Source organism: Enterobacter sp. Ap-1006 (assembly GCF_011752835.1).
Taxonomy (GTDB): Bacteria; Pseudomonadota; Gammaproteobacteria; order Enterobacterales; family Enterobacteriaceae; genus Cedecea.
Map to the genome: position 1 here is coordinate 1,163,228 of NZ_VWWU01000001.1, position 19,261 is coordinate 1,182,488.

Genomic DNA, 19,261 nt, shown 5'->3' on the forward strand with positions numbered 1-19,261 from the left:
ATGTTTGCGCTGGTGGACGTCAACAGCTTCTACGCCTCCTGCGAAACGGCATTCCGCCCGGATTTAGCCGGAAAGCCGGTGGTGGTTTTATCCAATAATGACGGCTGCGTCATCGCCCGCTCTGCGGAAGCCCGGCCCTTTGTCAAAATGGGGGCGCCTTTTTTTAAACAGAAAGAGGCGCTCAGGCGGCATGGCGTGCTGACGTTTAGCAGCAACTACGAGCTGTATGCCGACATGAGCGAGCGGGTGATGGGCGTGCTTGAAGAGCTGCTGCCCAGGGTCGAGATTTACTCCATCGACGAGGCATTTTGTGACTTAACGGGCGTGAGCAATTGCTACAACCTGAAGGCCTTTGGCCAGACGATCCGTTCGACCATTCGCCAGCGCACCCGCCTGACGGTGGGCGTGGGCATCGCGCCGACAAAAACGCTGGCTAAACTGGCAAACCTGGCAGCAAAAACTTGGCAAGAGCGAACCGGTGGCGTGGTTGATTTATCCCGCCCGAAGCACCAGCGCTGGCTTATGGCACAGCTGCCCGTGGGCGAAGTCTGGGGCGTGGGGCGGCGGCTGTCGAAAAAACTCGACGACATGGGCATCAGAACGGTTTTACAGCTTGCCGACGCGGATATTCGTTTTATTCGACGGCATTTCAGCGTGGTGCTGGAAAGAACCGTGCGCGAATTGCGCGGGGAATCATGCCTTGAAATGGATGAATTCTCCGCCGCCAAACAGGAGATCATCTGCAGCCGTTCGTTCGGAGAACGCATTACCGAGTATGAGGCTATGCGCCAGGCGATCGGCAGCTACGCCAGCCGGGCGGCGGAAAAGCTGCGGGCTGAGCACCAATATTGCCGGGTGATCTCTGCCTTTGTGAAAAGCAGTCCGTTTGCCGTGAACGAACCCTATTACGGCAACTGCTCGTCCGTCTCGCTGCTTATCCCCACACAGGACAGCCGGGATATTATCCAGGCCGCGTTGCAGAGCCTGGACGCTATCTGGCAGTCGGGGCATCGCTACCAGAAAGCCGGCGTTATGCTGGGGGATTTTTTTAGTCAGGGCGTGGCGCAATTCGATTTGTTCGACAGCAATATTCCACGCCCTAACGGCGAAAAATTAATGACCGTGCTGGACTTTCTGAATCAAAAACAGGGCAAAGGCACGCTCTATTTTGCCGGGCAGGGCATACAGCAGCCGTGGGCTATGAAGCGCGATATGCTGTCGCCGCGCTATACCACTCGCTATGCCGATCTGCCGCAGGCGTGGGTGTGCTGAATGTGCTGCCGTTACACATTCACTTTTTCGGGAAGCGGAACAGCGATCGGTTCCCCGCACACCGCGACGCGTGGGCCGCCAAGTTCGTTCCAGCGGAATAAATTCAGGTGCCAGCCATCGGGAATACTTCGGGAACGGTCGATAATGCCATCGGCATTGGAGAAGCGAGCCCGGTCAGCATTTTGCCAGGAAGGCGGTTCAATATTTTGCTGCAGAGCGCTGAGCCAGCAGTGATTAGACAGATCGCGGTTGATGCCTAAGGCCAGGCATGAATATTCATCTCGCTGGTCCAGCACCCTGGCGCCTTCGACATACAGTGGGACGAGCAGCCGCGGCTTGCCGTCTTTTTGCATATGGGCGGCAACCGCCAGCCTTGCCCACTCAGGTACCGGGCTCATATAAAGAATTGTTTGCCCCGGGCGATGATAACGTCCTGGGGAATCGGGCCGGGTGCGCGACAGCACGCTACTGAGGAACTCCGCCGGAACGGCGCGGAAAAAGAAACCGCTGACGTTTTTGAAATGAAGGTGGTTATCGGACACAATGACACCTGGTTTGCTCAGAAAATTAGCAACCCTAGTTTAACCAGAACGTTGTGACAGAATTGCCATCGCAAAGACCGAAGCGTCTGTGATGATCGTGCTATGGCCAGAATAGTTTCGCCGCTGAACTTTTTTTCAACCGGCCTGTCAATATCACAGCAAGTATCATGGGAGAGTGTTTCTAAGTGAAAGGATTGTTGACAGCATTAATACTCATTGCCAGTTTTCTGATTGGCTGTGCGATGTATTACAAAGTGGGCTGCTGGTTTGAAGATGACATCATCAATTTTTACGCCGGAGACGAAGGGTAAGGGTTGGGTAACTGCGCGAGGCATCATTACCCGGAATGTTTAACCTTTAAAGACGGAAAACTTTTTGGTCAGCGGTTTGAGTTTTTCCGTTTCGCCGTACAGCGCGATGCCAACAAAATCGAGCTCAGCGAAAGGCGTGTCGCGCGTATCTTTGATCTGCTGCTCAGAAGAGTGCGACAGCATGGTGGTGGTAAAGAAGTTATACAGCACGCCTTCTTCCCTGCATTTCTCCAGCGTCGTCCCCAACTGGCTGCTGTTTTTAGACTGAAGTACAACCACTGGATAATGGTTCATCCAGGCGCTTAAGCCGCTATCCTGGTTGGGATAGTCATGAAATACAGGCTCATCGACTTTAAGCATAATACCGCCGCAGAGGTGGCCCACGGCATTCATTTGCACGCTGACGTCGGCAGTGCGGTTCACGATGACATACAGCTTATAGTCATTATCTTCGAACATTCTGGCTCCTTGTCTGTTTAAGCTTCTGCTCTGGCTGCTGATTTAGCTTAGGGCGAAAAGCTCAAGCATAGTAATCGTTTTTTTATCCGTCTTCCTGCTTGCGATCAATCTTTCTGCCACATGAAAGTCATTCAAATATCAATCGTTATATATTATTTTATATAGCGATTAATAAGGAGAACAAATGGAACTTTACGTCTTTTATGTGGGCGGCAATGCCGGAAAATCCAATATCGAAGTGCATGACGTCCAGTTTGTGGCTGCAGAGAAGCCAGAGGACGCGTGGCCCGCGCTGCGGGCGGCCTGGTTTGGTGACAAAGATAAAATCCATATCGACGGGTACGGCAAGCTGCGCTGGGCCGACGGCTACCGCATCAGTCTTTCCGATAAACCCGTTGAGCAAACGCCAAAGCTCTTTTTTGTGAACGTCGGCGGCTACAGCCCGAAAACGCTGGCGGAGCTGCATGACTTTGATTTCTTCGTGGCTGAAAATCCGGCCCTGGCAAAAGAGAAGGCGATTGCCAACCTGCTGGTCGAAAGCTACCAGCAGCACAAAGACAACCTGAAAGATGTCGATGACTGCCTGCTGTTAGAAAGCGTGGGGGATTATTTTATCCATCTGGAAAAAGCGGAGCAGGGCGAACGCTTCAGGCCAGAATGGCAGGGTTATTTGCCGATTAGCGAATAGCGCTATTATTCCCAATGGAAAACGGTGCCTTAGCGAAAGGCACCGTTTTTACTGTTTCACTCGCTAACGCAGCAAAATTGATAAACTCACGCCTGAACCACGCGAATCTGCTAGCATACGCGCCTGCCCGTTATTATTAAGAGATGACCATTGTGACCGCTTTTTCCGTACTGAACGCTTTACCTGAAGCACAACTCGCCAACCTTAGCGAACTGGGGTATCACGAAATGACGCCCGTTCAGGAAGCGGCCTTGCCCGCCATTCTGGCCGGAAAAGACGTCCGTGCTCAGGCCAAAACCGGCAGCGGCAAAACCGCAGCTTTTGGCCTTGGCCTGCTGCAGCACATTGATGCCAGCCAGTTTTTAACCCAGTCGCTGGTGCTGTGCCCAACCCGCGAACTGGCCGACCAGGTTGCCAAAGAGCTGCGTCGCCTGGCGCGCTACATGCCAAATATTAAAATTTTAACCCTGTGTGGTGGCCAGCCGTTTGGCGTACAGCGCGATTCGTTACAGCATGCGCCGCACATTATCGTGGCCACGCCGGGCCGCCTGTTAGATCACCTGAAAAAAGAGACGGTGAAGCTGGAGGCTCTGCAAACGCTGGTGCTGGACGAAGCCGACCGTATGCTGGACATGGGCTTCGCCGACGCCATCGATGAAGTTATTGCCCATGCGCCGGCCAAACGCCAGACGCTGCTTTTCTCCGCCACCTGGCCTGCAGCCATTGCCGCTATCAGCGGACGGATTCAGCGCGACCCGCAGACTATCGAAATTGATACCGTTGATGAGCTGCCGTCCGTTGAACAGCAGTTCTATGAAATCTCACGCGGGGGCAAAATCGGCCTGCTGCTGGCGCTGCTCAGCAAGCATCAGCCGGCGTCCTGCGTGGTGTTCTGCAACACCAAAAAAGATTGCCAGGCCGTGTGCGATGCGCTGAACGAGCGGCATCAAAGTGCGTTAGCGCTGCACGGCGACATGGAACAGCGCGATCGCGACCAGACGCTGGTGCGTTTTGCCAACGGCAGCAGCCGCGTGCTGGTGGCAACAGACGTTGCGGCACGTGGGCTGGATATCAAAGCGCTGGAAATGGTCATTAACTACGAGCTGTCGTGGGACCCGGAAGTGCACGTTCACCGCATTGGCCGTACCGCGCGAGCCGGGCAAAGCGGGCTGGCTATCAGCTTCTGCGCCCCGGAAGAAGCGCAGCGCGCGAGCGTGCTGGCTGAAATGCTGAATCTTTCGCTGAAATGGCAGCAGGTGCCGTCCGGCGTTTCCGTGAAGCCGCTGGAAGCGGAAATGGCGACGCTGTGCATTGACGGCGGCAAGAAAGCCAAAATGCGTCCGGGCGATATTTTGGGGGCGTTAACCGGCGATATGGGGCTGGAAGGTGCGGACATCGGCAAAATCGACGTCCACCCAATCCATGTTTACGTTGCGGTGCGCCAGTCCGTGGCGCGTCATGCATGGAAACAGCTGCAGCAGGGCAAAATCAAAGGTAAATCAGTGAAGGTTCGCCTGCTGAAGTAAACGCGTTTTCTCCTCCGCCTGACCTTCTTCCCACAGGGGCGAAGGTATCTGAAACGGGGTGGGCGTGTTTTCCCCTCACCCTAACCCTCTCCCCATGGGGGAGAGGGGATAAAAAGACGCCAGTCTATGCTTTCACTCTCTCTTTATGGGGGAGAGGGAATAAAAGAACGCCAGTCTATGTTTTCCCCCTCTCTTTATGGGGAGAGGGAATAAAAGAGCGCCAGTCTATGTTTTCCCCTCTCTCTTTATGGGGGAGAGGGAATAAAAGAACGCCAGTCTATGTTTTCCCCCTCTCTTTATGGGGAGAGGGAATAAAAGAACGCCAGTCTATGTTTTCCCCCTCTCTTTATGGGGAGAGGGAATAAAAGAGCACCAGTCTATGTTTTCCCCCTCTCTTTATGGGGAGAGGGAATAAAAGAGTGCCAGTCTATGTTTTCCCCCTCTCCCTTCCAGGGAGAGGGCCGGGGTGAGGGTAATTCCCCCGATTACTCGCTAACCTTCTCCGCTTTACCCGCCAGCTGCGCCAGGAAGTCGTATCGCTTCTGCAAATCGGCGGTGGCATCTTTCCACAGCTGCTCGGCGACTTCCGGCTGCTGGGCGTTCAGGCGGCGGAAACGCTGCTCCTTCATTAACGTATCGGCCAGCGCATCGGACGGTGGACGGGAATCCAGCGCCAGCGGCACCTTGCCTTCATCAGCCCTACGCGGGTCGAAGCGATAAAGCGGCCAGAAGCCGGTGGCGGTCAGCTGGCGCATCTGATCGTGGCTCAGCGCCAGATCGTAGCCGTGCTCTTCGCAAGGGCTGTAGGCGATGATCAGCGATGGACCAGGATAAGCCTCCGCCTCCTGAATGGCCTTCATCGTCTGGTTCAGCTGTGCCCCCAGCGAAATCTGCGCGACGTACACATGGCCGTACATCATCATGCTGACGCCCAGATCTTTACGTGCTTTACGCTTGCCGTGCTCGCCAAACTTGGTGACGGCGCCCAGCGGCGTGGCTTTAGACGCCTGGCCGCCGGTGTTGGAGTAACACTGCGTATCCAGCACCAGAATGTTGACGTTTTCGGTCAGGCTCAGCACGTGGTCGAGGCCACCGAAACCGATGTCATAGGCCCAGCCGTCACCGCCAATCAGCCAGATGGATTTCTCCACCAGCGCATCGGCATCGGTGACCAGTTGACGGGCATCAGCATCGTCAATGTTCGCCAGATGTTTACGCAGCTCGGCAACCTGTTCACGGCGGACTTCCGGTGTCGCTTCCGCGTGAAGCTGCTCATTAAGCTCGGCCGGAAGTTTATCGGCAAACTGGCCCAGTAAACGCATCACGCGGGCGCGGTGCTGATCCACCGTCAGGCGGAAGCCCAGCCCAAATTCGGCGTTATCCTCAAACAGCGAGTTAGCCCATGCCGGCCCGCGGCCGTTTGCGTCGGTGGTGTACGGCGTGGATGGCAGGTTGCCGCCGTAAATAGACGAACAGCCGGTGGCGTTAGCGATCAGCATACGGTCGCCGAACAGCTGGGTCAGAATTTTAATGTACGGCGTTTCGCCGCAGCCGGAGCAGGCCCCGGAGTATTCAAACAGCGGCGTTAACAGCTGCGAGGTACGGATATCGATGCGCTCCAGGCTGGTGCGATCGATTTCCGGCAGCGCGAGGAAGAAGTCATAGTTCTCTTTCTCTTCTTCAACGTGTTCAAGGCGAGACAGCATATTAATCGCCTTGATTTCCGGGTTCTGGCGATCTTTGGCCGGGCAAACTTCTACGCAAAGGTTACAGCCGGTGCAATCTTCCGGCGCTACCTGCAGCACGTATTTCTGGCCGCGCATATCCCGGGACTTCACGTCCAGCGACTGCAGGGCTTCCGGGGCGCCTTCCATTGCCTCAGGCTGAACCACTTTGGCACGAATAGCCGAATGCGGGCAGGCGGCGACGCAGTGGTTGCACTGGGTACAAATATCCGGCTTCCAGATAGGAATTTCTTCGGCGATGTTGCGTTTTTCCCAGCGGGTCGTGCCCATCGGCCAGGTCCCGTCCGGCGGCAGGGCGGAAACCGGCAGGGCATCGCCGAGGCCAGCGAGCATCGCGGCGGTAACTGTTTTCACAAAATCAGGCGCAGCGTCGGACACAACTGGCGGACGCATTGCGCTTTCCGGGTTAACGTCCTGCAGAGGCACTTCGGCGAGGGAGTCACGAGCCAGCGCCAGCGCCTGCCAGTTACGCTCGACGATTTCCGTCCCTTTACTGCTGTAGCTTTTGGCAATCGCGCCCTGCAGCTCTGCCAGCGCGGTGTCGCCAGGCAGGATCTGCGTCAGGTGGAAGAATGCCATCTGCATTACGGTGTTGATACGGGCACCAAGATGACACTCGCGGGCGATCTTCGCCGCGTTAATGACGTACAGGCGAGCCTGCTTCTGATTGAGCACCGCCTGAACTTCCTGCGGCAGGCGACTCCACACCTCGTCGGCGGCGTAAGGCGTGTTCAGCAGGAAAATACCGCCGGGCTTCAGGCGCTCGGCCATCTGGTACTTGTCGATAAACTGCAGCTGGTGGCAGCCAACGAAATCGGCTTTCTCAATCAGGTAGGTGGAGTTGATCGGCTGCTCGCTCACGCGCAGGTGAGAAACCGTCAGCCCCCCGGCCTTTTTGGAGTCATAAACGAAATAACCCTGGGTAAACCACGGCGTGGAGTTACCGATAATTTTGATATTGTTTTTGGTGGCAGACACGCTGCCGTCGCTGCCCAGGCCATAAAACAGCGCTTCGAGTTTAGCGCGGTTCGGCAGGGTATTTTCCGGCAACGGCAGCGACAGGTTGGTCACATCGTCGTAAATGCCCACGGTAAAGCGCGGGCGCGGTTTGGCTTCGCGAAGTTCATTGAAAATAGCCAGGACGCATTCCGGACCGAACTCTTTGGATGACAGCCCGTAGCGGCCCCCAATCACGCGAGGCAGCGTTTCGCGCTCGCCACGGCTTACTGCCTCGGCAAGCGCGGTCATCACGTCGAGATACAGCGGCTCAGCAAGGGCGCCCGGCTCTTTAGTGCGGTCAAGCACCGCCACCTGACGCGCGGTTTGCGGCAGAACTTCCAGCAAATGTTCGGCGGAGAAGGGGCGGTACAGGCGCACTTTCAGCACGCCGACTTTTTCGCCCCTGGTCAGCAATTCATCGACAACTTCTTCGCAGGTGCCGACGGCGGAGCCCATCACGATAATCACGCGCTCCGCTTCCGGGTGGCCGTAATACTCAAACGGACGATAGCTACGGCCGGTGGTGGCGGCAAAGTCGTTCATCGCCTGTTCAACGTGCGCGTAAACCGCGTTGTACCACGGGTTGGTCGCTTCGCGGGACTGGAAGTACGTATCCGGGTTGGCCGAAGTCCCGCGAATCACCGGATGCTCCGGGTTCAGGGCGCGGGCGCGATGTTCATCGATCTCTTTTTGCGGCAGCAGGCCGCGAAGGGTATCGTCCGCCAGCGGCACAATTTTGTTGATTTCGTGCGAGGTGCGGAAGCCGTCGAAGAAGTGAATAAACGGCACGCGGCTTTTCAGGGTCGCAATATGGGAAATCAGTGCGAAGTCCTGTGCTTCCTGGACGCTGCTGGCGCACAGCATGGCGCAGCCGGTCTGGCGCACGGCCATCACGTCAGAATGATCGCCAAAAATGGAAAGCGCGTGGGTGGCCACGGTGCGCGCGGCAACGTGGAGAACAAATGGCGTCAGCTGGCCCGCAAGCTTGTACAGCGTCGGGATCATCAGCAGTAAGCCTTGCGATGACGTAAACGAAGTGGAAAGCGCCCCGATTTGCAGCGCCCCGTGCACCGCGCCAATCGCGCCTGCTTCAGACTGCATCTCGACTACGCGAGGGACATCGCCCCACACGTTCTTCCTGCCGTCGCCCGACCAGGCATCCGCCTGTTCCGCCATTGTCGAGCTGGGAGTAATCGGGTAGATGGCAATTACTTCGCTGGCACGAAACGCCACGGAGGCGACTGCGCCGTTGCCGTCGATAGTGATCATAAGACACCCTTACATTGCGCAAAATAAAGGGACTCGCCTGAAAGCCTGGAGCCCCGTTGTAATTCCTCAATTATAGTGTGTCCACCCTGGCCATTAGAAGTTATGGGCCTGCCGAGTGCACAAATTGATCCACGATTAACAGTGAAATAACCTGGGGACGTACTGCGCTGAATCATAAAAGGAATTAAGGATGCTCAGAAAACTCTGATGTTTTGGCTTGAAAGGTGATCTGTGCCACAAAAATCAACACATTTTATTGCCTTATGCTCTCGACGCAGCGGGAACCATGCGCCATTATGCAAAGGTTTTGCATATTCAGACGGGAGAGAGAAGCCATGCGCGCTGCGTTTTTAGCCGGTTGTGCCGCACTGTTATTATCGGCATGCAGTAATGAACCCCCTCAACAGGCCACTGCGGCCCACGTTCCTCCGGGCCTCAGGGCGGCAATGTCCAGCCAGGGCGAAGCGAACTGTGCGATGATTGGCGGTACGATGAGCGTTGCGCGTCAGCTGGACGGCAGCGCGATTGGCATGTGTGCCATGCCGAACGGCAAGCGCTGTAACGAAAACTCGCTTGCCGCTGGCACCTGTGGAAGCTACTGATTAATTAACGAGATCGGCCAGTTTGTACGTCAGCGTATGCTGGCCGCTCTTCAGCACCAGCTGCTGGTTAGCCAGAGAAACTTTGGCCCCGCTGGTCAGCATGTCATTAATACGGTGATCCAGGTCGTTCAACAGCGGGTCGCTGCAAAGCATCATCGTCATGCCCACGCCTTTCGCCTTCAGCGTGTTGTGCTCCAGGGTTGCCTGGCCCATAAAGCGGTTACACATCTGACCATAAATCTGCATATTTTCACCGAAGCTAAGCTCAGGCGCGCGTTTGCTGTTTTTCACGTCCAGAGGCTTACCGTCTACGCTCTCCAGCACAAAGCGATGGTGCTGCAAATCTTGTGCGGTCACGGCACCTTTATCGGAATCCGACGGCTGGGCGCAACCTGCCAGCACTACGCTTGCCAGCATCAGTGAAGCGAACTTTTTCATTTCTTCTCCCTAAGTTTTATCAGTCATCAATGAAAGCGCGCCACTTTCGCAGGATGTGGCGCATGAATCAGTAAGGATACTCTTAAAATTAACCGCCTCCTGCGAGAGGCGGGCGGAAAATCAATTCAACTGGTTAGGGCAAGGTTCACCTTTATCCAGCTGACGCAGGTTTTCAAGCGTCGTTTCGGAAATGCTGGTCAGCGCCTCCGCCGTCAAAAATGCCTGGTGGCCGGTAAACAACACGTTGTGGCAGGCGGAAAGGCGGCGGAACACGTCGTCCTGAATCACATCGTTAGACTTATCTTCAAAGAACAGATCGCGTTCGTTCTCGTACACATCCATGCCCAGCGCGCCGATTTTCTGGTGCTTGAGCGCGTCGATGGCGGCCTGGGAATCAATCAGCCCGCCGCGGCTGGTGTTTATCACCATCACGCCGTCTTTCATTTGATCAAAGGCGGAGTGGTTGAGCAGGTGATAGTTTTCCGGCGTCAACGGGCAGTGCAGGGAAATAATGTCGGACTGCGCAAACAGCGTTTCGAGATCGACATATTCCACGCCTAAATCCAGCGCCGCAGCGCTCGGATACGGATCAAACGCCAGCAGGCGCAGGCCAAACCCTTTCAGGATACGCAGCGCGGCAACGCCGATTTTCCCGGTGCCGATCACGCCTGCCGTTTTGCCGTGCATGGTAAAACCGGTTAAGCCTTCGAGCGAAAAGTTGGCGTCACGTGTGCGCTGGTAGGCGCGATGAATGCGACGATTAAGGCACATCATCATCCCGATAGCGTGTTCAGCCACGGCTTCCGGCGAGTAGGCAGGGACGCGAACCACCGGCATACCAAGCTCTTTCGCCGCGTCTAAATCGACGTTGTTAAAGCCGGCACAGCGCAGCGCGATAAACTTAACGCCGTGTTTTTTTAGCTCTTCCAGCACCGGGCGACTACCATCATCATTAACGAAAATACACACGCCGTCGCAGCCGTTGGCCGTTTTGGCGGTTTTTTCGCTCAACAGAAAGTCAAAAAATTCAAGATCAAAGCCATATTCCTGGTTAACCTGCTCCAGATACTTTTTGTCGTACTGTTTTGTGCTATAAACCGCAAGTTTCATAAGACTTATCTCCAGAAAGGGTTGGTTCCAAAACTATCATGCTTAAAATAATCATACAATTTATAAACTGAAATTTTAACGGCAGGTGACTATTTCACTTCCCGGACAGACTATGCTTACTCTTGCCGCCGCCTTCACGCCCGGCCTGAATCGTGCCAGAATAATGACATATTTCGGCTTAAATTGTCGCTGAATCAGGATATTAACCACCCATGAAGGGTAAATATAAAGCCGCGCTTGCGCTGATACTTGCATTGATTCTGCTGCCGCTGTCGCTGCTGCTCACGGTGGCGTACTGGCTGCCGACGCTCGCCGGGATCTGGCTGCCACAGGGCACTCGCATTGCGCTGGAGGCCAGCCCGCGCCTGCACAACGGGGCGATTATTATCCCCGATCTTCGCTATCTGGCGGGGGAGTGCGAGCTTGCCAGCCTCAAAGATGCAAGCCTCAACCACCCGAGTCGCTGGCGGCTGCACCTCGCGGAGCTGAATCTCAATCCAGACTGCATCAGCCAGATCCCCGCCGATGATGTGGCTCCCGCCGCACCTCGCACCCTTGAAGAATGGCAGAAAATGCTGCCGAACACCTGGCTGACTATCGACCAGCTTAACGTCACGCCGTGGCTGCAGTATGCGGGGGCGCTGCATCTCTCTTTGACCCCGCAGCAGCAACAGCTGGATTATCAGGGGAAATTGCTCACGCTTTCCGCCACGCTTAAAGGGCAAAACCTGAAAATTAGCGACCTGAAAGTCGGGGCATTCGAAGGGCTTCCGCCGCTTGAGCTGGTGGGTGACTTAACGCTCCCGCTGGTGCCGGATGGCCTGCCGACGGATGGGCAAGTGGCCACGCAGGTGCAAATTCCGCAGGAGCCGGACAGGCTGCACGTGGCCCTGAACTGGCATACTAACGCCGGTAACCTGACGGTGAAAAAGCTGTCAGGCGATGAGCCCCCGCTGCTGAGCATTCCCTGGCGCCTGAGCGAAAACGCCCTTGAGATTAACGCCGGGCGGTGGCGCTGGCCTTATGAAGGTTTCCCGCTGGGTGGCGGAGTGTCGCTGAAGGTGGATAACTGGCAGGCCGGGCTGGATAACGCCATTTTCACCGGGCGGCTGAATGTGCTGACTCAGGGCGATGCCGGGAAGGGCAACGCCGTGCTTAACTTCGGCCCTGGAAAACTCAGCCTGACCGACAGCGCTTTGCCGCTGCAGCTCACCGGAGAGGCGAAGCAGGACCAGCTGATTTTCTATGCCGCGTTGCCCGGTGAACTGACGGGCGCATTGACCGACCCGTCGCTGCTGTTCCATCCGGGCGCCTTGCTGCGCTCCCGTGGCCGCCTGATTGAAACGCTGAATATTGACGATGTGCGCTGGCCGCTGGCGGGCGTGCGAGTCTCCAGTAAAGGCATCGACGGCAGGCTACAGGCTATCTTACGCGCCCACGACAATGAAATGGGCGCCGTGGAACTGCATCTGGACGGGAAAGCCAATGACTTCCTGCCGGACGCCGGGCTGTGGCAATGGCGCTACTGGGGCAAAGGCAGCTTTACGCCGATGCAGGCAAAATGGGACGTTCGCGGCGTGGGCGAATGGCGTGACAGCGCCATTGAACTGAGTTCGCTGTCCACCGGTTTCGACAAGCTGCAGTACGGCTCAATGCTGATGTCGAAGCCTCGTCTTAGCCTGGACAACCCGCTGCGCTGGGAGCGGAACGAAGAAAAAGAGATCTTCACCGGCGATTTCTCCCTGGACGCGGGGGCGACCACCTTCAGCGGCGGCAGCACCTTGCCGCCATCGACGCTTAAATTCAGCGTGGACGGGCAAAACCCGACCGCTTTCCTGTTCAAAGGCAATTTACACGCCGGGAAAATTGGCCCGGTGCGTGTGGTCGGACGCTGGGACGGGGAGCGCCTGAGAGGCAACGCGTGGTGGCCAAAACAGACGCTTACCGTGTTCCAGCCGCTGCTGCCCGCCGACTGGAAAATGGATTTGAAAGGGGGCGATCTCTACGCCCAGGTGGCCTTCTCCGCGGCGGCCGGGCAGGGCTTTGAAGCCGGGGGCCACGGCGTGGTCAAAAGCGGCAGCGTGTGGATGCCGGATAACCAGATTAACGGCGTCGATTTTGTGCTGCCGTTCCGCTTTAGCGATTCAACCTGGCACTTTGGCAGGCGTAGGCCGGTCACGCTGCGCATTGCTGAAATTCGCAACCAGATAGCGGCACAAAACATCACCGCCGATCTGGAAGGCTGGTATCCATGGAGCGAGCAGCAGCCGCTGCTGCTGACCAACGTCAATGCGGATGTGCTGGGCGGCAAGATCTCAATGCAGCAATTGCGCATGCCCCAGCGGGACGCGGCGCTTTTACGGCTGCAGGGGCTCTCCTCCAGCCAGCTCGTCACCGCCATCAACCCTAAACAGTTCAGTATGTCCGGGCGCTTCAACGGCGCGCTGCCGCTGTGGCTCAATCACCCGCAGTGGATTATCAAAGACGGCTGGCTGACCAACCCTGGCCCAATGACCTTCCGCATGGACAAAGACATGGCGGATGCCATCGTGGACAACAACATGGCGGCTGGCGCGGCAATCAACTGGCTGCGCTACATGGAGATCTCGCGCTCATGGACACAAATCGACCTCGACAACCTCGGCGTGGTCAGGATGCGCTCCAGCGTGACCGGCATCAGCCACGTGGAGGGAAAAACTAACACCGTCAATCTCAACTATACCCATCAGGAAAACCTGTTTACCCTGTGGCGCAGTTTGCGCTTTGGCGATAATTTACAAACCTGGCTGGAAGAGAACGCCGCGCTGCCAACGGCTCGCTGCACCCAGCCCGGTGAAGCCTGTGAGGAACCCAAATGAACTATTTTACCCCTGTGCTGCTGGCATCGGCGGCGCTGATGCTGACAGGCTGCACGCCGCGCATTGAAGTGGCCGCCCCTAAAGAGCCGATCACCATCAATATGAACGTCAAAATCGAACACGAAATCCACATCAAAGTGGATAAAGACGTTGAAAGCCTGCTTAAAAACCGTAGCGATCTGTTCTGAGAAGGGGAACGGCGATGAACTCTATGATTAAAGGCGTGCTGCTGGCTGGCCTGTTGTTCAGCACATCCGTGATGGCGCTGACCCTAAACGAAGCGCGTGAGCAGGGGCGGGTGGGCGAAACGCTAAGCGGCTATATTGCGCCCATCAAGCAGGATCCGGAGACGCTGGCACTGGTACAAAGCATCAATGAAGGTCGCGCCCAGCACTATCAGCAGCTGGCGGACACCAACAATGTCTCGCTCAATGAGGTTGCTCGCCTGGCCGGTCAGAAGCTGGTGGACAGGGCACCTGCCGGAGAATACGTCCGCGGGCTGAACGGGCAGTGGATGAAGAAGTAGCTTTATGTCTATTCCCCCTCATTTGTCTCCCCTCTCTCCCCTTGGGAGAGGGCCGGGGTGAGGGTTGCCTTTCAGGCTGATTGAAAACGCTTGCGATACTCCCCCGGCGACACGCCAAACCTGCCCTTAAACGCCGTTGAAAAATGGCTGTGATCGGCAAATCCCCAGCTGTAGCCAATCCCCGCCAGTTTTTCACTGTGGCTGGCCGTGCGCAGCGCCTGGGCGCAGAGATCCAGTCGGCGATTCTTAATGTATTGCGCCACAACCAGGCCTTTATCGGCAAACAGTCGGTAAAGGCTGCGCACCGACATCCCCGACTCGGCGGCGATCCACTCCGGGCGCAGCGTTTCGGACTGAATATGGTCATCAATCAGCGACATGACTTTCTGCAGGTGGCGGTCGCGCTTTGAGCCCGGCAGGCTGTGCTGAATCAGCGCCGGCGCGAGCAGGCAGGCAATCGCTTCGAGCGTGGCTTCACTTTCTCCGCCGCTGAGCCCCTCGCTACCCATACTTTCACGCAGCAAGCCGTGGCTCAGGCGCACAACAGGCATCTCTGCGGAGAGTCTTTGTGCGCAGGGGACTTCGCCCTGGCGAAGGTGCTGTTCCAGCAGATGGCGCGGTAGTAAAAGCGAAACCTGCTTCGCCCCGTCGGTGTAGGTAAAACAGCTGGGGCGGGCAGCATCAATCAGCGTAATATCACCCCGAGTAAGCACGGCCTGGCGATCGCCTTGCTCCATGACGGCTTCGCCCTCCAGCTGAAAAACGGTATAAAACCAGGCGTCGTTGCTTTGGGTAACTTCCTGCTTTGTGCGCAGCAGGCGTGCCTGGTTAATTTCCACCACGCTAAGTTTAATGGCATGGGCAAGGTGTTCGCTCAGGCTGCCGTGAAACCCGCTCTCCAGCGCCGCACCTGAAAAACGACCACATGCGCGATTCACCTGGTCAAGCCATTTTTCGAATCGCTCGTTGCACTGCTTTTCTACCATATACCCTCACTGATTGCCGCCAGAAGCCAATAACTATAGGTAAACGTGATTCAAAAAAAGAATCATCATCAACATTTGTGTAGCGTGTCACAACCAGCAAAGCGAATGTCAGCCGGAGAAAACCCTAACCTCAACATAGCGCCTAGAATGAAGGTGGGCTACACGATAATGACCTTGATAAGGAGATGCTATGACTGAGCCAGAAACGGTAAGCGTGCTGGGCAGTGTGCGACAGTTTCTTCAGCGTTCACATGGGCTGTACATTGACGGCCGCTGGCAGCCGTCAGACAGCGAAGCGCGGCTGCCGGTCTTTAACCCGGCTGACGGGCAGCAAATTTCCAGCAGCGCCGATGCTACCGCTTCCGATGTGGATCGCGCGGTAACGTCTGCCTGGCGTGCCTTCAGCAGCGGCGTTTGGGCAAACATGCTGCCCGCCGGGCGGGAGCGTATCCTGCTGCGGTTTGCCGACCTGCTTGAGCAAAACACGGAAGAACTGGCGCAGCTTGAAACGCTGGAGCAGGGCAAGTCCATTAACATCTCTCGCGCATTTGAAGTGGGCTGCACGCTGAACTGGATGCGCTATACCGCAGGCCTGACAACGAAAATCAGCGGCCAGACGCTGGATGTTTCTATCCCGATGCCGGAAGGGGCGCGCTATCAGGCCTGGACGCGCAAAGAACCCGTTGGGGTCGTGGCCGGGATCGTGCCGTGGAACTTCCCGCTGCTTATTGGCATGTGGAAAGTGATGCCGGCGCTGGCGGCAGGCTGCTCGATTGTCGTCAAACCATCAGAAACTACGCCGCTAACGCTGCTGCGTATGGCCGAACTGGCTACAGAAGCAGGCGTGCCGGACGGCGTATTTAACGTCGTCACCGGCAGCGGATCCGGCTGCGGTAAAGCCCTGACCGAACATCCGCTGATTGCCAAAGTCAGCTTCACCGGCTCGACGGCGACGGGCAAAGGCATTGCCAAATCGGCAGCGGACAGGCTAACGCGCGTCACGCTGGAGCTGGGGGGGAAAAACCCGGCAATCGTATTGAAAGATGCCGATCCGGCGATGGTGATTGCAGGCTTAATGGCGGGCAGCTTTCTTAACCAGGGGCAGGTGTGCGCCGCCAGTTCGCGGATCTATATCGAAGCCCCGCTGTTCGACACGCTGGTGAGCGGCTTTGAGCAAGCGGTGAAATCGCTGCAGGTGGGGGCGGGCATGAACCCAGCGGCCCACATCAACCCGCTGGTATCGAAAGTGCAACAGGAAAAAGTGGCCGGATATCTGGCGCAGGCGCAAGAGCAGCGCGCGGAGCTAATCTCCGGGAATTCAGGCCCGCAGGGCAGCGGCTACTATATTGCCCCAACGCTGGTAGTGAACCCTGCCGCCTCTCTGCGCCTTGCCAGAGAAGAGGTGTTTGGCCCGGTGGTTAACCTCGTGCGCGTGGCGGATGCGGAAGAAGCCTTGCGACAGGCCAACGACAGCGACTACGGCCTGACGGCAAGCCTGTGGACCAACAATCTGCAGGCGGCGATGCAGTACACCGGCCGCATACAGGCGGGCACGGTCTGGGTGAACAGCCATACGCTGATCGACGCGAATATGCCGTTTGGCGGTATGAAGCAGTCGGGCTACGGGCGTGATTTTGGCCCGGACTGGCTTGACGCCTATACCGAAACCAAAACCGTGTGCGTGCGTTACTGAACGTTGGCACATTTCGGTACTTATCACGTCCCGGAATAAGTTGCCGCTGGTAATCTGCAGGTCCCCTCCCGCGAGGGAAGATCGTTGTCCGATCTTGACCATTAATCTTGATAAGAAATGTTGCTACCTTCAGACCGGGTTTCCCCCCGGTCTTTTTTTTGCATTTTTTTGTCAAGAAGACGTTATTTTAGTCATGAAATGATTTTTTTCCGTGACGATCTCCCCGGGTTAACATCTGCCCAACGCCCTTATTTTGCGTAGAACTTGCGGCAATGTAACATTTATGGAAAAACAACCAAAAATGAGCAGCCCGGATTTATTGAAGAATTTCGCTGGAATGTAAAATTGATGTAAATCAATGCTTATGCCATAAGTTTATGAATTATAACTATTAGCTATTTATCACGATGTCTCTATTCACGAGATCAATCGATCTGTTTTTTCAGAGCCTCTCCTTTTGAGCAACATACTCTTAACAATAAATCATTGGTGAGGTTAATTTTTATTTGGTAGGATTTTTCTTAGGGATGATTCGGAAAAAGGATCTAAGTGATTTGCTCCGCAGGACTAAATAAGTCATATTGCGTAACGCCTTTATATAAAAAGGCAACGTGAAATCATGACCTTCATTTATTAAGAAGACATGAAAGCGATCGACAGCTTTCTACCTCTTTATAGTCACAACGTCTCGCTCCAGAAATAAACGGGGCGCCATAATGTGGGCGTTTTAATTCAACCATTACAGTCGTTTAAATACATCAGCTACTCATCCGTGCCTGTTTATTCCCAATACAGGAAGGAGCAACATCATCCTGATTATTTAATGGATAAGGATATTGCCGTTTATGCTTCAGTCTTATTCCCTGCCGGTCGCGATGCTTGCCGTTATTTTTTTCGGCAGCGGCATGCGGGTGAATGCCGCACCAGCGCCGGCCTGGGCCACAGCACCCGGCATCGCGCAAACGGCAACCCTCACGCTGAACGAAAGTATTCTGTTCGCACTTGACCGCGATCCTGCCGTTTCTCAGCAGGCAGCTCAGTTCGGGATTGGTCAGGCGCAGATTGATCAAGCCCGAAGCGCCTGGATGCCGCAGATCTCCCTCAGCGGCAGCACCGGGCATTCGCGTACCACGGACTCCAGCGGTTCCCTCAAGAACTCGGCTGCCTACGGGCTTAGCCTGACGCAGCTGGTGTATGACTTTGGGAAAACCAGCAGCAACATTAGTCAGCAGGAGAGCCAGCGTGAGAGCTATCGCTACCAGCTTATGGCGACGTTGACCGGTGTGGCAGAAAAAACGGCGCAGGCCTATGTCGATGTGAAGCGTAACCAGGCGCTGATCGCGGCAACGACAGAGAGTATTGCCGCGCTGCAAAACGTCAACACCATGGCAAAGCTGCGGGCGGATGCCGGGCTGAGCTCGAGTTCGGACGTGCTGCAAACCCAGACTCGCATTGCCGGTATGCGCTCAACGCTTGAACAATATCAGGCGGCGCTCCAAAGCGCGAAAGCGAGACTGGCGGTATTAACCGGAATCAGCGCCGCGCAATATCAGGCCATGCCGGTACGCCTGGCGCTTGAACAGGAACCGCTCGACAACATTGATTACTCGCTGATCCCGAGCGTGCTGGCGGCGGAGGCCATGCGTGAGTCCTCAGGGTATGCCGTAGATAAAGCGAAATCGGGCCACTGGCCAACATTAAGCCTTAAGGGCGGGCGCACTCGTTACCAGTCCAACAACAGCGCGTACTGGGACGATCAGATTCAGCTGAGCGTGGACGCGCCTATCTATCAGGGCGGCGCGGTCTCCGCTCAGGTCGAGCAGGCTCAGGGAGCCAGACGTATTGCGGCCTCTCAGGTTGAGCAGGCGAAATTCGACGTGCTGCAAAAAGCGTCTGTGGCAATGGCTGACTGGAACGGGGCCAGAGGCCGTGAAACGGCGGGAAAACTCCAGCTGGAAAATGCCCGACGCGCGCGGGAAGTTTATAAAAATGAATATAAATTAAGCAAGCGCAGTCTCAACGACTTATTAAGCGTGGAGCAGGATGTGTTCCAGGCGGCCTATGCACAAATAAATGCGGACTTCGACGGCTGGCAGGCGGCGGTAAATTACGCTGCCGCCGTTGATAATTTATTGCCCCTGACAGGAGTCGAGAAAAATGCCGCCTCGAAATTACCGGATTTGAAATAAATGGTGTGAAAGTAGTGGCTTAGCCCCGCCACATAAAAATAAGTTGAT

15 protein-coding genes are annotated in these 19,261 nt (G+C 56.0%); 9 read left to right on the plus strand and 6 right to left on the minus strand.

Going from position 1 to position 19,261, the window contains the following annotated elements:
• The gene (gene umuC / locus F3J28_RS05415; RefSeq protein ID WP_166873472.1) at nucleotides 1-1,272 is read left to right on the plus strand and encodes a translesion error-prone DNA polymerase V subunit UmuC; all 1,272 of its coding nucleotides are present in this window, start codon (nucleotides 1-3) and stop codon (nucleotides 1,270-1,272) included.
• Between the two features lie 11 nt (nucleotides 1,273-1,283).
• On the opposite strand, the gene F3J28_RS05420 is transcribed toward umuC, so the two are convergent.
• The gene (locus F3J28_RS05420) at nucleotides 1,284-1,814 is read right to left on the minus strand and encodes an RES family NAD+ phosphorylase (protein ID WP_166873475.1); all 531 of its coding nucleotides are present in this window, start codon (nucleotides 1,812-1,814) and stop codon (nucleotides 1,284-1,286) included.
• A 350-nt stretch (nucleotides 1,815-2,164) separates the two neighbouring features.
• Nucleotides 2,165-2,584, minus strand: a complete 420-nt coding sequence (locus F3J28_RS05425) for a DUF2000 family protein (RefSeq protein WP_166873478.1) — start codon at nucleotides 2,582-2,584, stop codon at nucleotides 2,165-2,167.
• A gap of 184 nt (nucleotides 2,585-2,768) precedes the next feature.
• Here F3J28_RS05425 and F3J28_RS05430 point away from each other — a divergent pair, with 184 nt between their 5' ends.
• Nucleotides 2,769-3,272: a DUF1543 domain-containing protein gene (locus F3J28_RS05430; RefSeq protein WP_166873481.1), complete on the plus strand. Its 504-nt coding sequence runs from the start codon at nucleotides 2,769-2,771 to the stop codon at nucleotides 3,270-3,272.
• Between the two features lie 152 nt (nucleotides 3,273-3,424).
• Complete coding sequence (gene dbpA, locus F3J28_RS05435) at nucleotides 3,425-4,798, plus strand: ATP-dependent RNA helicase DbpA (RefSeq protein ID WP_008461381.1); 1,374 nt, start codon at nucleotides 3,425-3,427, stop codon at nucleotides 4,796-4,798.
• A 485-nt stretch (nucleotides 4,799-5,283) separates the two neighbouring features.
• On the opposite strand, the gene nifJ is transcribed toward dbpA, so the two are convergent.
• The gene (gene nifJ / locus F3J28_RS05440) at nucleotides 5,284-8,811 is read right to left on the minus strand and encodes a pyruvate:ferredoxin (flavodoxin) oxidoreductase (RefSeq protein WP_166873483.1); all 3,528 of its coding nucleotides are present in this window, start codon (nucleotides 8,809-8,811) and stop codon (nucleotides 5,284-5,286) included.
• Nucleotides 8,812-9,146: 335 nt separating this feature from the next.
• Between nifJ and F3J28_RS05445 the strand changes: the two genes are divergently transcribed.
• On the plus strand, nucleotides 9,147-9,413 hold the full coding sequence (locus F3J28_RS05445; RefSeq protein WP_008461385.1) for a putative hemolysin: 267 nt from the start codon (nucleotides 9,147-9,149) through the stop codon (nucleotides 9,411-9,413).
• Here the strand turns inward: F3J28_RS05445 and hslJ are convergent, their stop codons facing one another.
• Nucleotides 9,414-9,851, minus strand: a complete 438-nt coding sequence (hslJ, locus tag F3J28_RS05450; protein ID WP_008461387.1) for a heat shock protein HslJ — start codon at nucleotides 9,849-9,851, stop codon at nucleotides 9,414-9,416.
• A 120-nt stretch (nucleotides 9,852-9,971) separates the two neighbouring features.
• Nucleotides 9,972-10,961, minus strand: a complete 990-nt coding sequence (locus F3J28_RS05455) for a 2-hydroxyacid dehydrogenase (protein ID WP_166873486.1) — start codon at nucleotides 10,959-10,961, stop codon at nucleotides 9,972-9,974.
• 212 nt (nucleotides 10,962-11,173) lie between these two features.
• On the opposite strand from F3J28_RS05455, the gene F3J28_RS05460 reads away from it, so the two are divergent.
• The 3 genes from F3J28_RS05460 to F3J28_RS05470 are packed head-to-tail and all read left to right on the plus strand — an operon-like array spanning nucleotide 11,174 to nucleotide 14,345.
• The gene (locus F3J28_RS05460) at nucleotides 11,174-13,819 is read left to right on the plus strand and encodes a YdbH family protein (protein ID WP_166873489.1); all 2,646 of its coding nucleotides are present in this window, start codon (nucleotides 11,174-11,176) and stop codon (nucleotides 13,817-13,819) included.
• Complete coding sequence (locus F3J28_RS05465) at nucleotides 13,816-14,007, plus strand: YnbE family lipoprotein (RefSeq protein ID WP_008461390.1); 192 nt, start codon at nucleotides 13,816-13,818, stop codon at nucleotides 14,005-14,007. Before F3J28_RS05460 ends, F3J28_RS05465 begins: the two co-directional genes overlap by 4 nt.
• 14 nt (nucleotides 14,008-14,021) lie before the next feature.
• On the plus strand, nucleotides 14,022-14,345 hold the full coding sequence (locus F3J28_RS05470) for a YdbL family probable chaperone protein (RefSeq protein WP_166863657.1): 324 nt from the start codon (nucleotides 14,022-14,024) through the stop codon (nucleotides 14,343-14,345).
• 71 nt (nucleotides 14,346-14,416) lie between these two features.
• On the opposite strand, the gene feaR is transcribed toward F3J28_RS05470, so the two are convergent.
• Nucleotides 14,417-15,331, minus strand: a complete 915-nt coding sequence (feaR, locus tag F3J28_RS05475) for a transcriptional regulator FeaR (RefSeq protein ID WP_166873492.1) — start codon at nucleotides 15,329-15,331, stop codon at nucleotides 14,417-14,419.
• A gap of 190 nt (nucleotides 15,332-15,521) precedes the next feature.
• Between feaR and F3J28_RS05480 the strand changes: the two genes are divergently transcribed.
• Together F3J28_RS05480 and F3J28_RS05485 are read left to right on the plus strand one after the other, a co-directional pair.
• The gene (locus F3J28_RS05480) at nucleotides 15,522-17,024 is read left to right on the plus strand and encodes an aldehyde dehydrogenase family protein (RefSeq protein WP_166873495.1); all 1,503 of its coding nucleotides are present in this window, start codon (nucleotides 15,522-15,524) and stop codon (nucleotides 17,022-17,024) included.
• A gap of 845 nt (nucleotides 17,025-17,869) precedes the next feature.
• Entirely contained in the window at nucleotides 17,870-19,213 is a 1,344-nt protein-coding gene (locus F3J28_RS05485; protein ID WP_166873497.1) for a TolC family outer membrane protein, read from the plus strand.
• Nucleotides 19,214-19,261 lie beyond the last annotated feature (48 nt).

Bases quoted from the DNA above. Each gene is read 5' to 3' on its own strand.
- F3J28_RS05470 (WP_166863657.1), top strand. From the start codon at position 14,022: ATGAACTCTATGATTAAAGGCGTGCTGCTGGCTGGCCTGTTGTTCAGC.
- umuC (WP_166873472.1), top strand. From the start codon at position 1: ATGTTTGCGCTGGTGGACGTCAACAGCTTCTACGCCTCCTGCGAAACG.
- F3J28_RS05460 (WP_166873489.1), top strand. From the start codon at position 11,174: ATGAAGGGTAAATATAAAGCCGCGCTTGCGCTGATACTTGCATTGATT.
- F3J28_RS05455 (WP_166873486.1), bottom strand. From the start codon at position 10,961: ATGAAACTTGCGGTTTATAGCACAAAACAGTACGACAAAAAGTATCTG.
- nifJ (WP_166873483.1), bottom strand. From the start codon at position 8,811: ATGATCACTATCGACGGCAACGGCGCAGTCGCCTCCGTGGCGTTTCGT.
- feaR (WP_166873492.1), bottom strand. From the start codon at position 15,331: ATGGTAGAAAAGCAGTGCAACGAGCGATTCGAAAAATGGCTTGACCAG.
- hslJ (WP_008461387.1), bottom strand. From the start codon at position 9,851: ATGAAAAAGTTCGCTTCACTGATGCTGGCAAGCGTAGTGCTGGCAGGT.
- F3J28_RS05485 (WP_166873497.1), top strand. From the start codon at position 17,870: ATGCTTCAGTCTTATTCCCTGCCGGTCGCGATGCTTGCCGTTATTTTT.
- F3J28_RS05430 (WP_166873481.1), top strand. From the start codon at position 2,769: ATGGAACTTTACGTCTTTTATGTGGGCGGCAATGCCGGAAAATCCAAT.
- F3J28_RS05425 (WP_166873478.1), bottom strand. From the start codon at position 2,584: ATGTTCGAAGATAATGACTATAAGCTGTATGTCATCGTGAACCGCACT.
- F3J28_RS05465 (WP_008461390.1), top strand. From the start codon at position 13,816: ATGAACTATTTTACCCCTGTGCTGCTGGCATCGGCGGCGCTGATGCTG.
- F3J28_RS05445 (WP_008461385.1), top strand. From the start codon at position 9,147: ATGCGCGCTGCGTTTTTAGCCGGTTGTGCCGCACTGTTATTATCGGCA.
- F3J28_RS05480 (WP_166873495.1), top strand. From the start codon at position 15,522: ATGACTGAGCCAGAAACGGTAAGCGTGCTGGGCAGTGTGCGACAGTTT.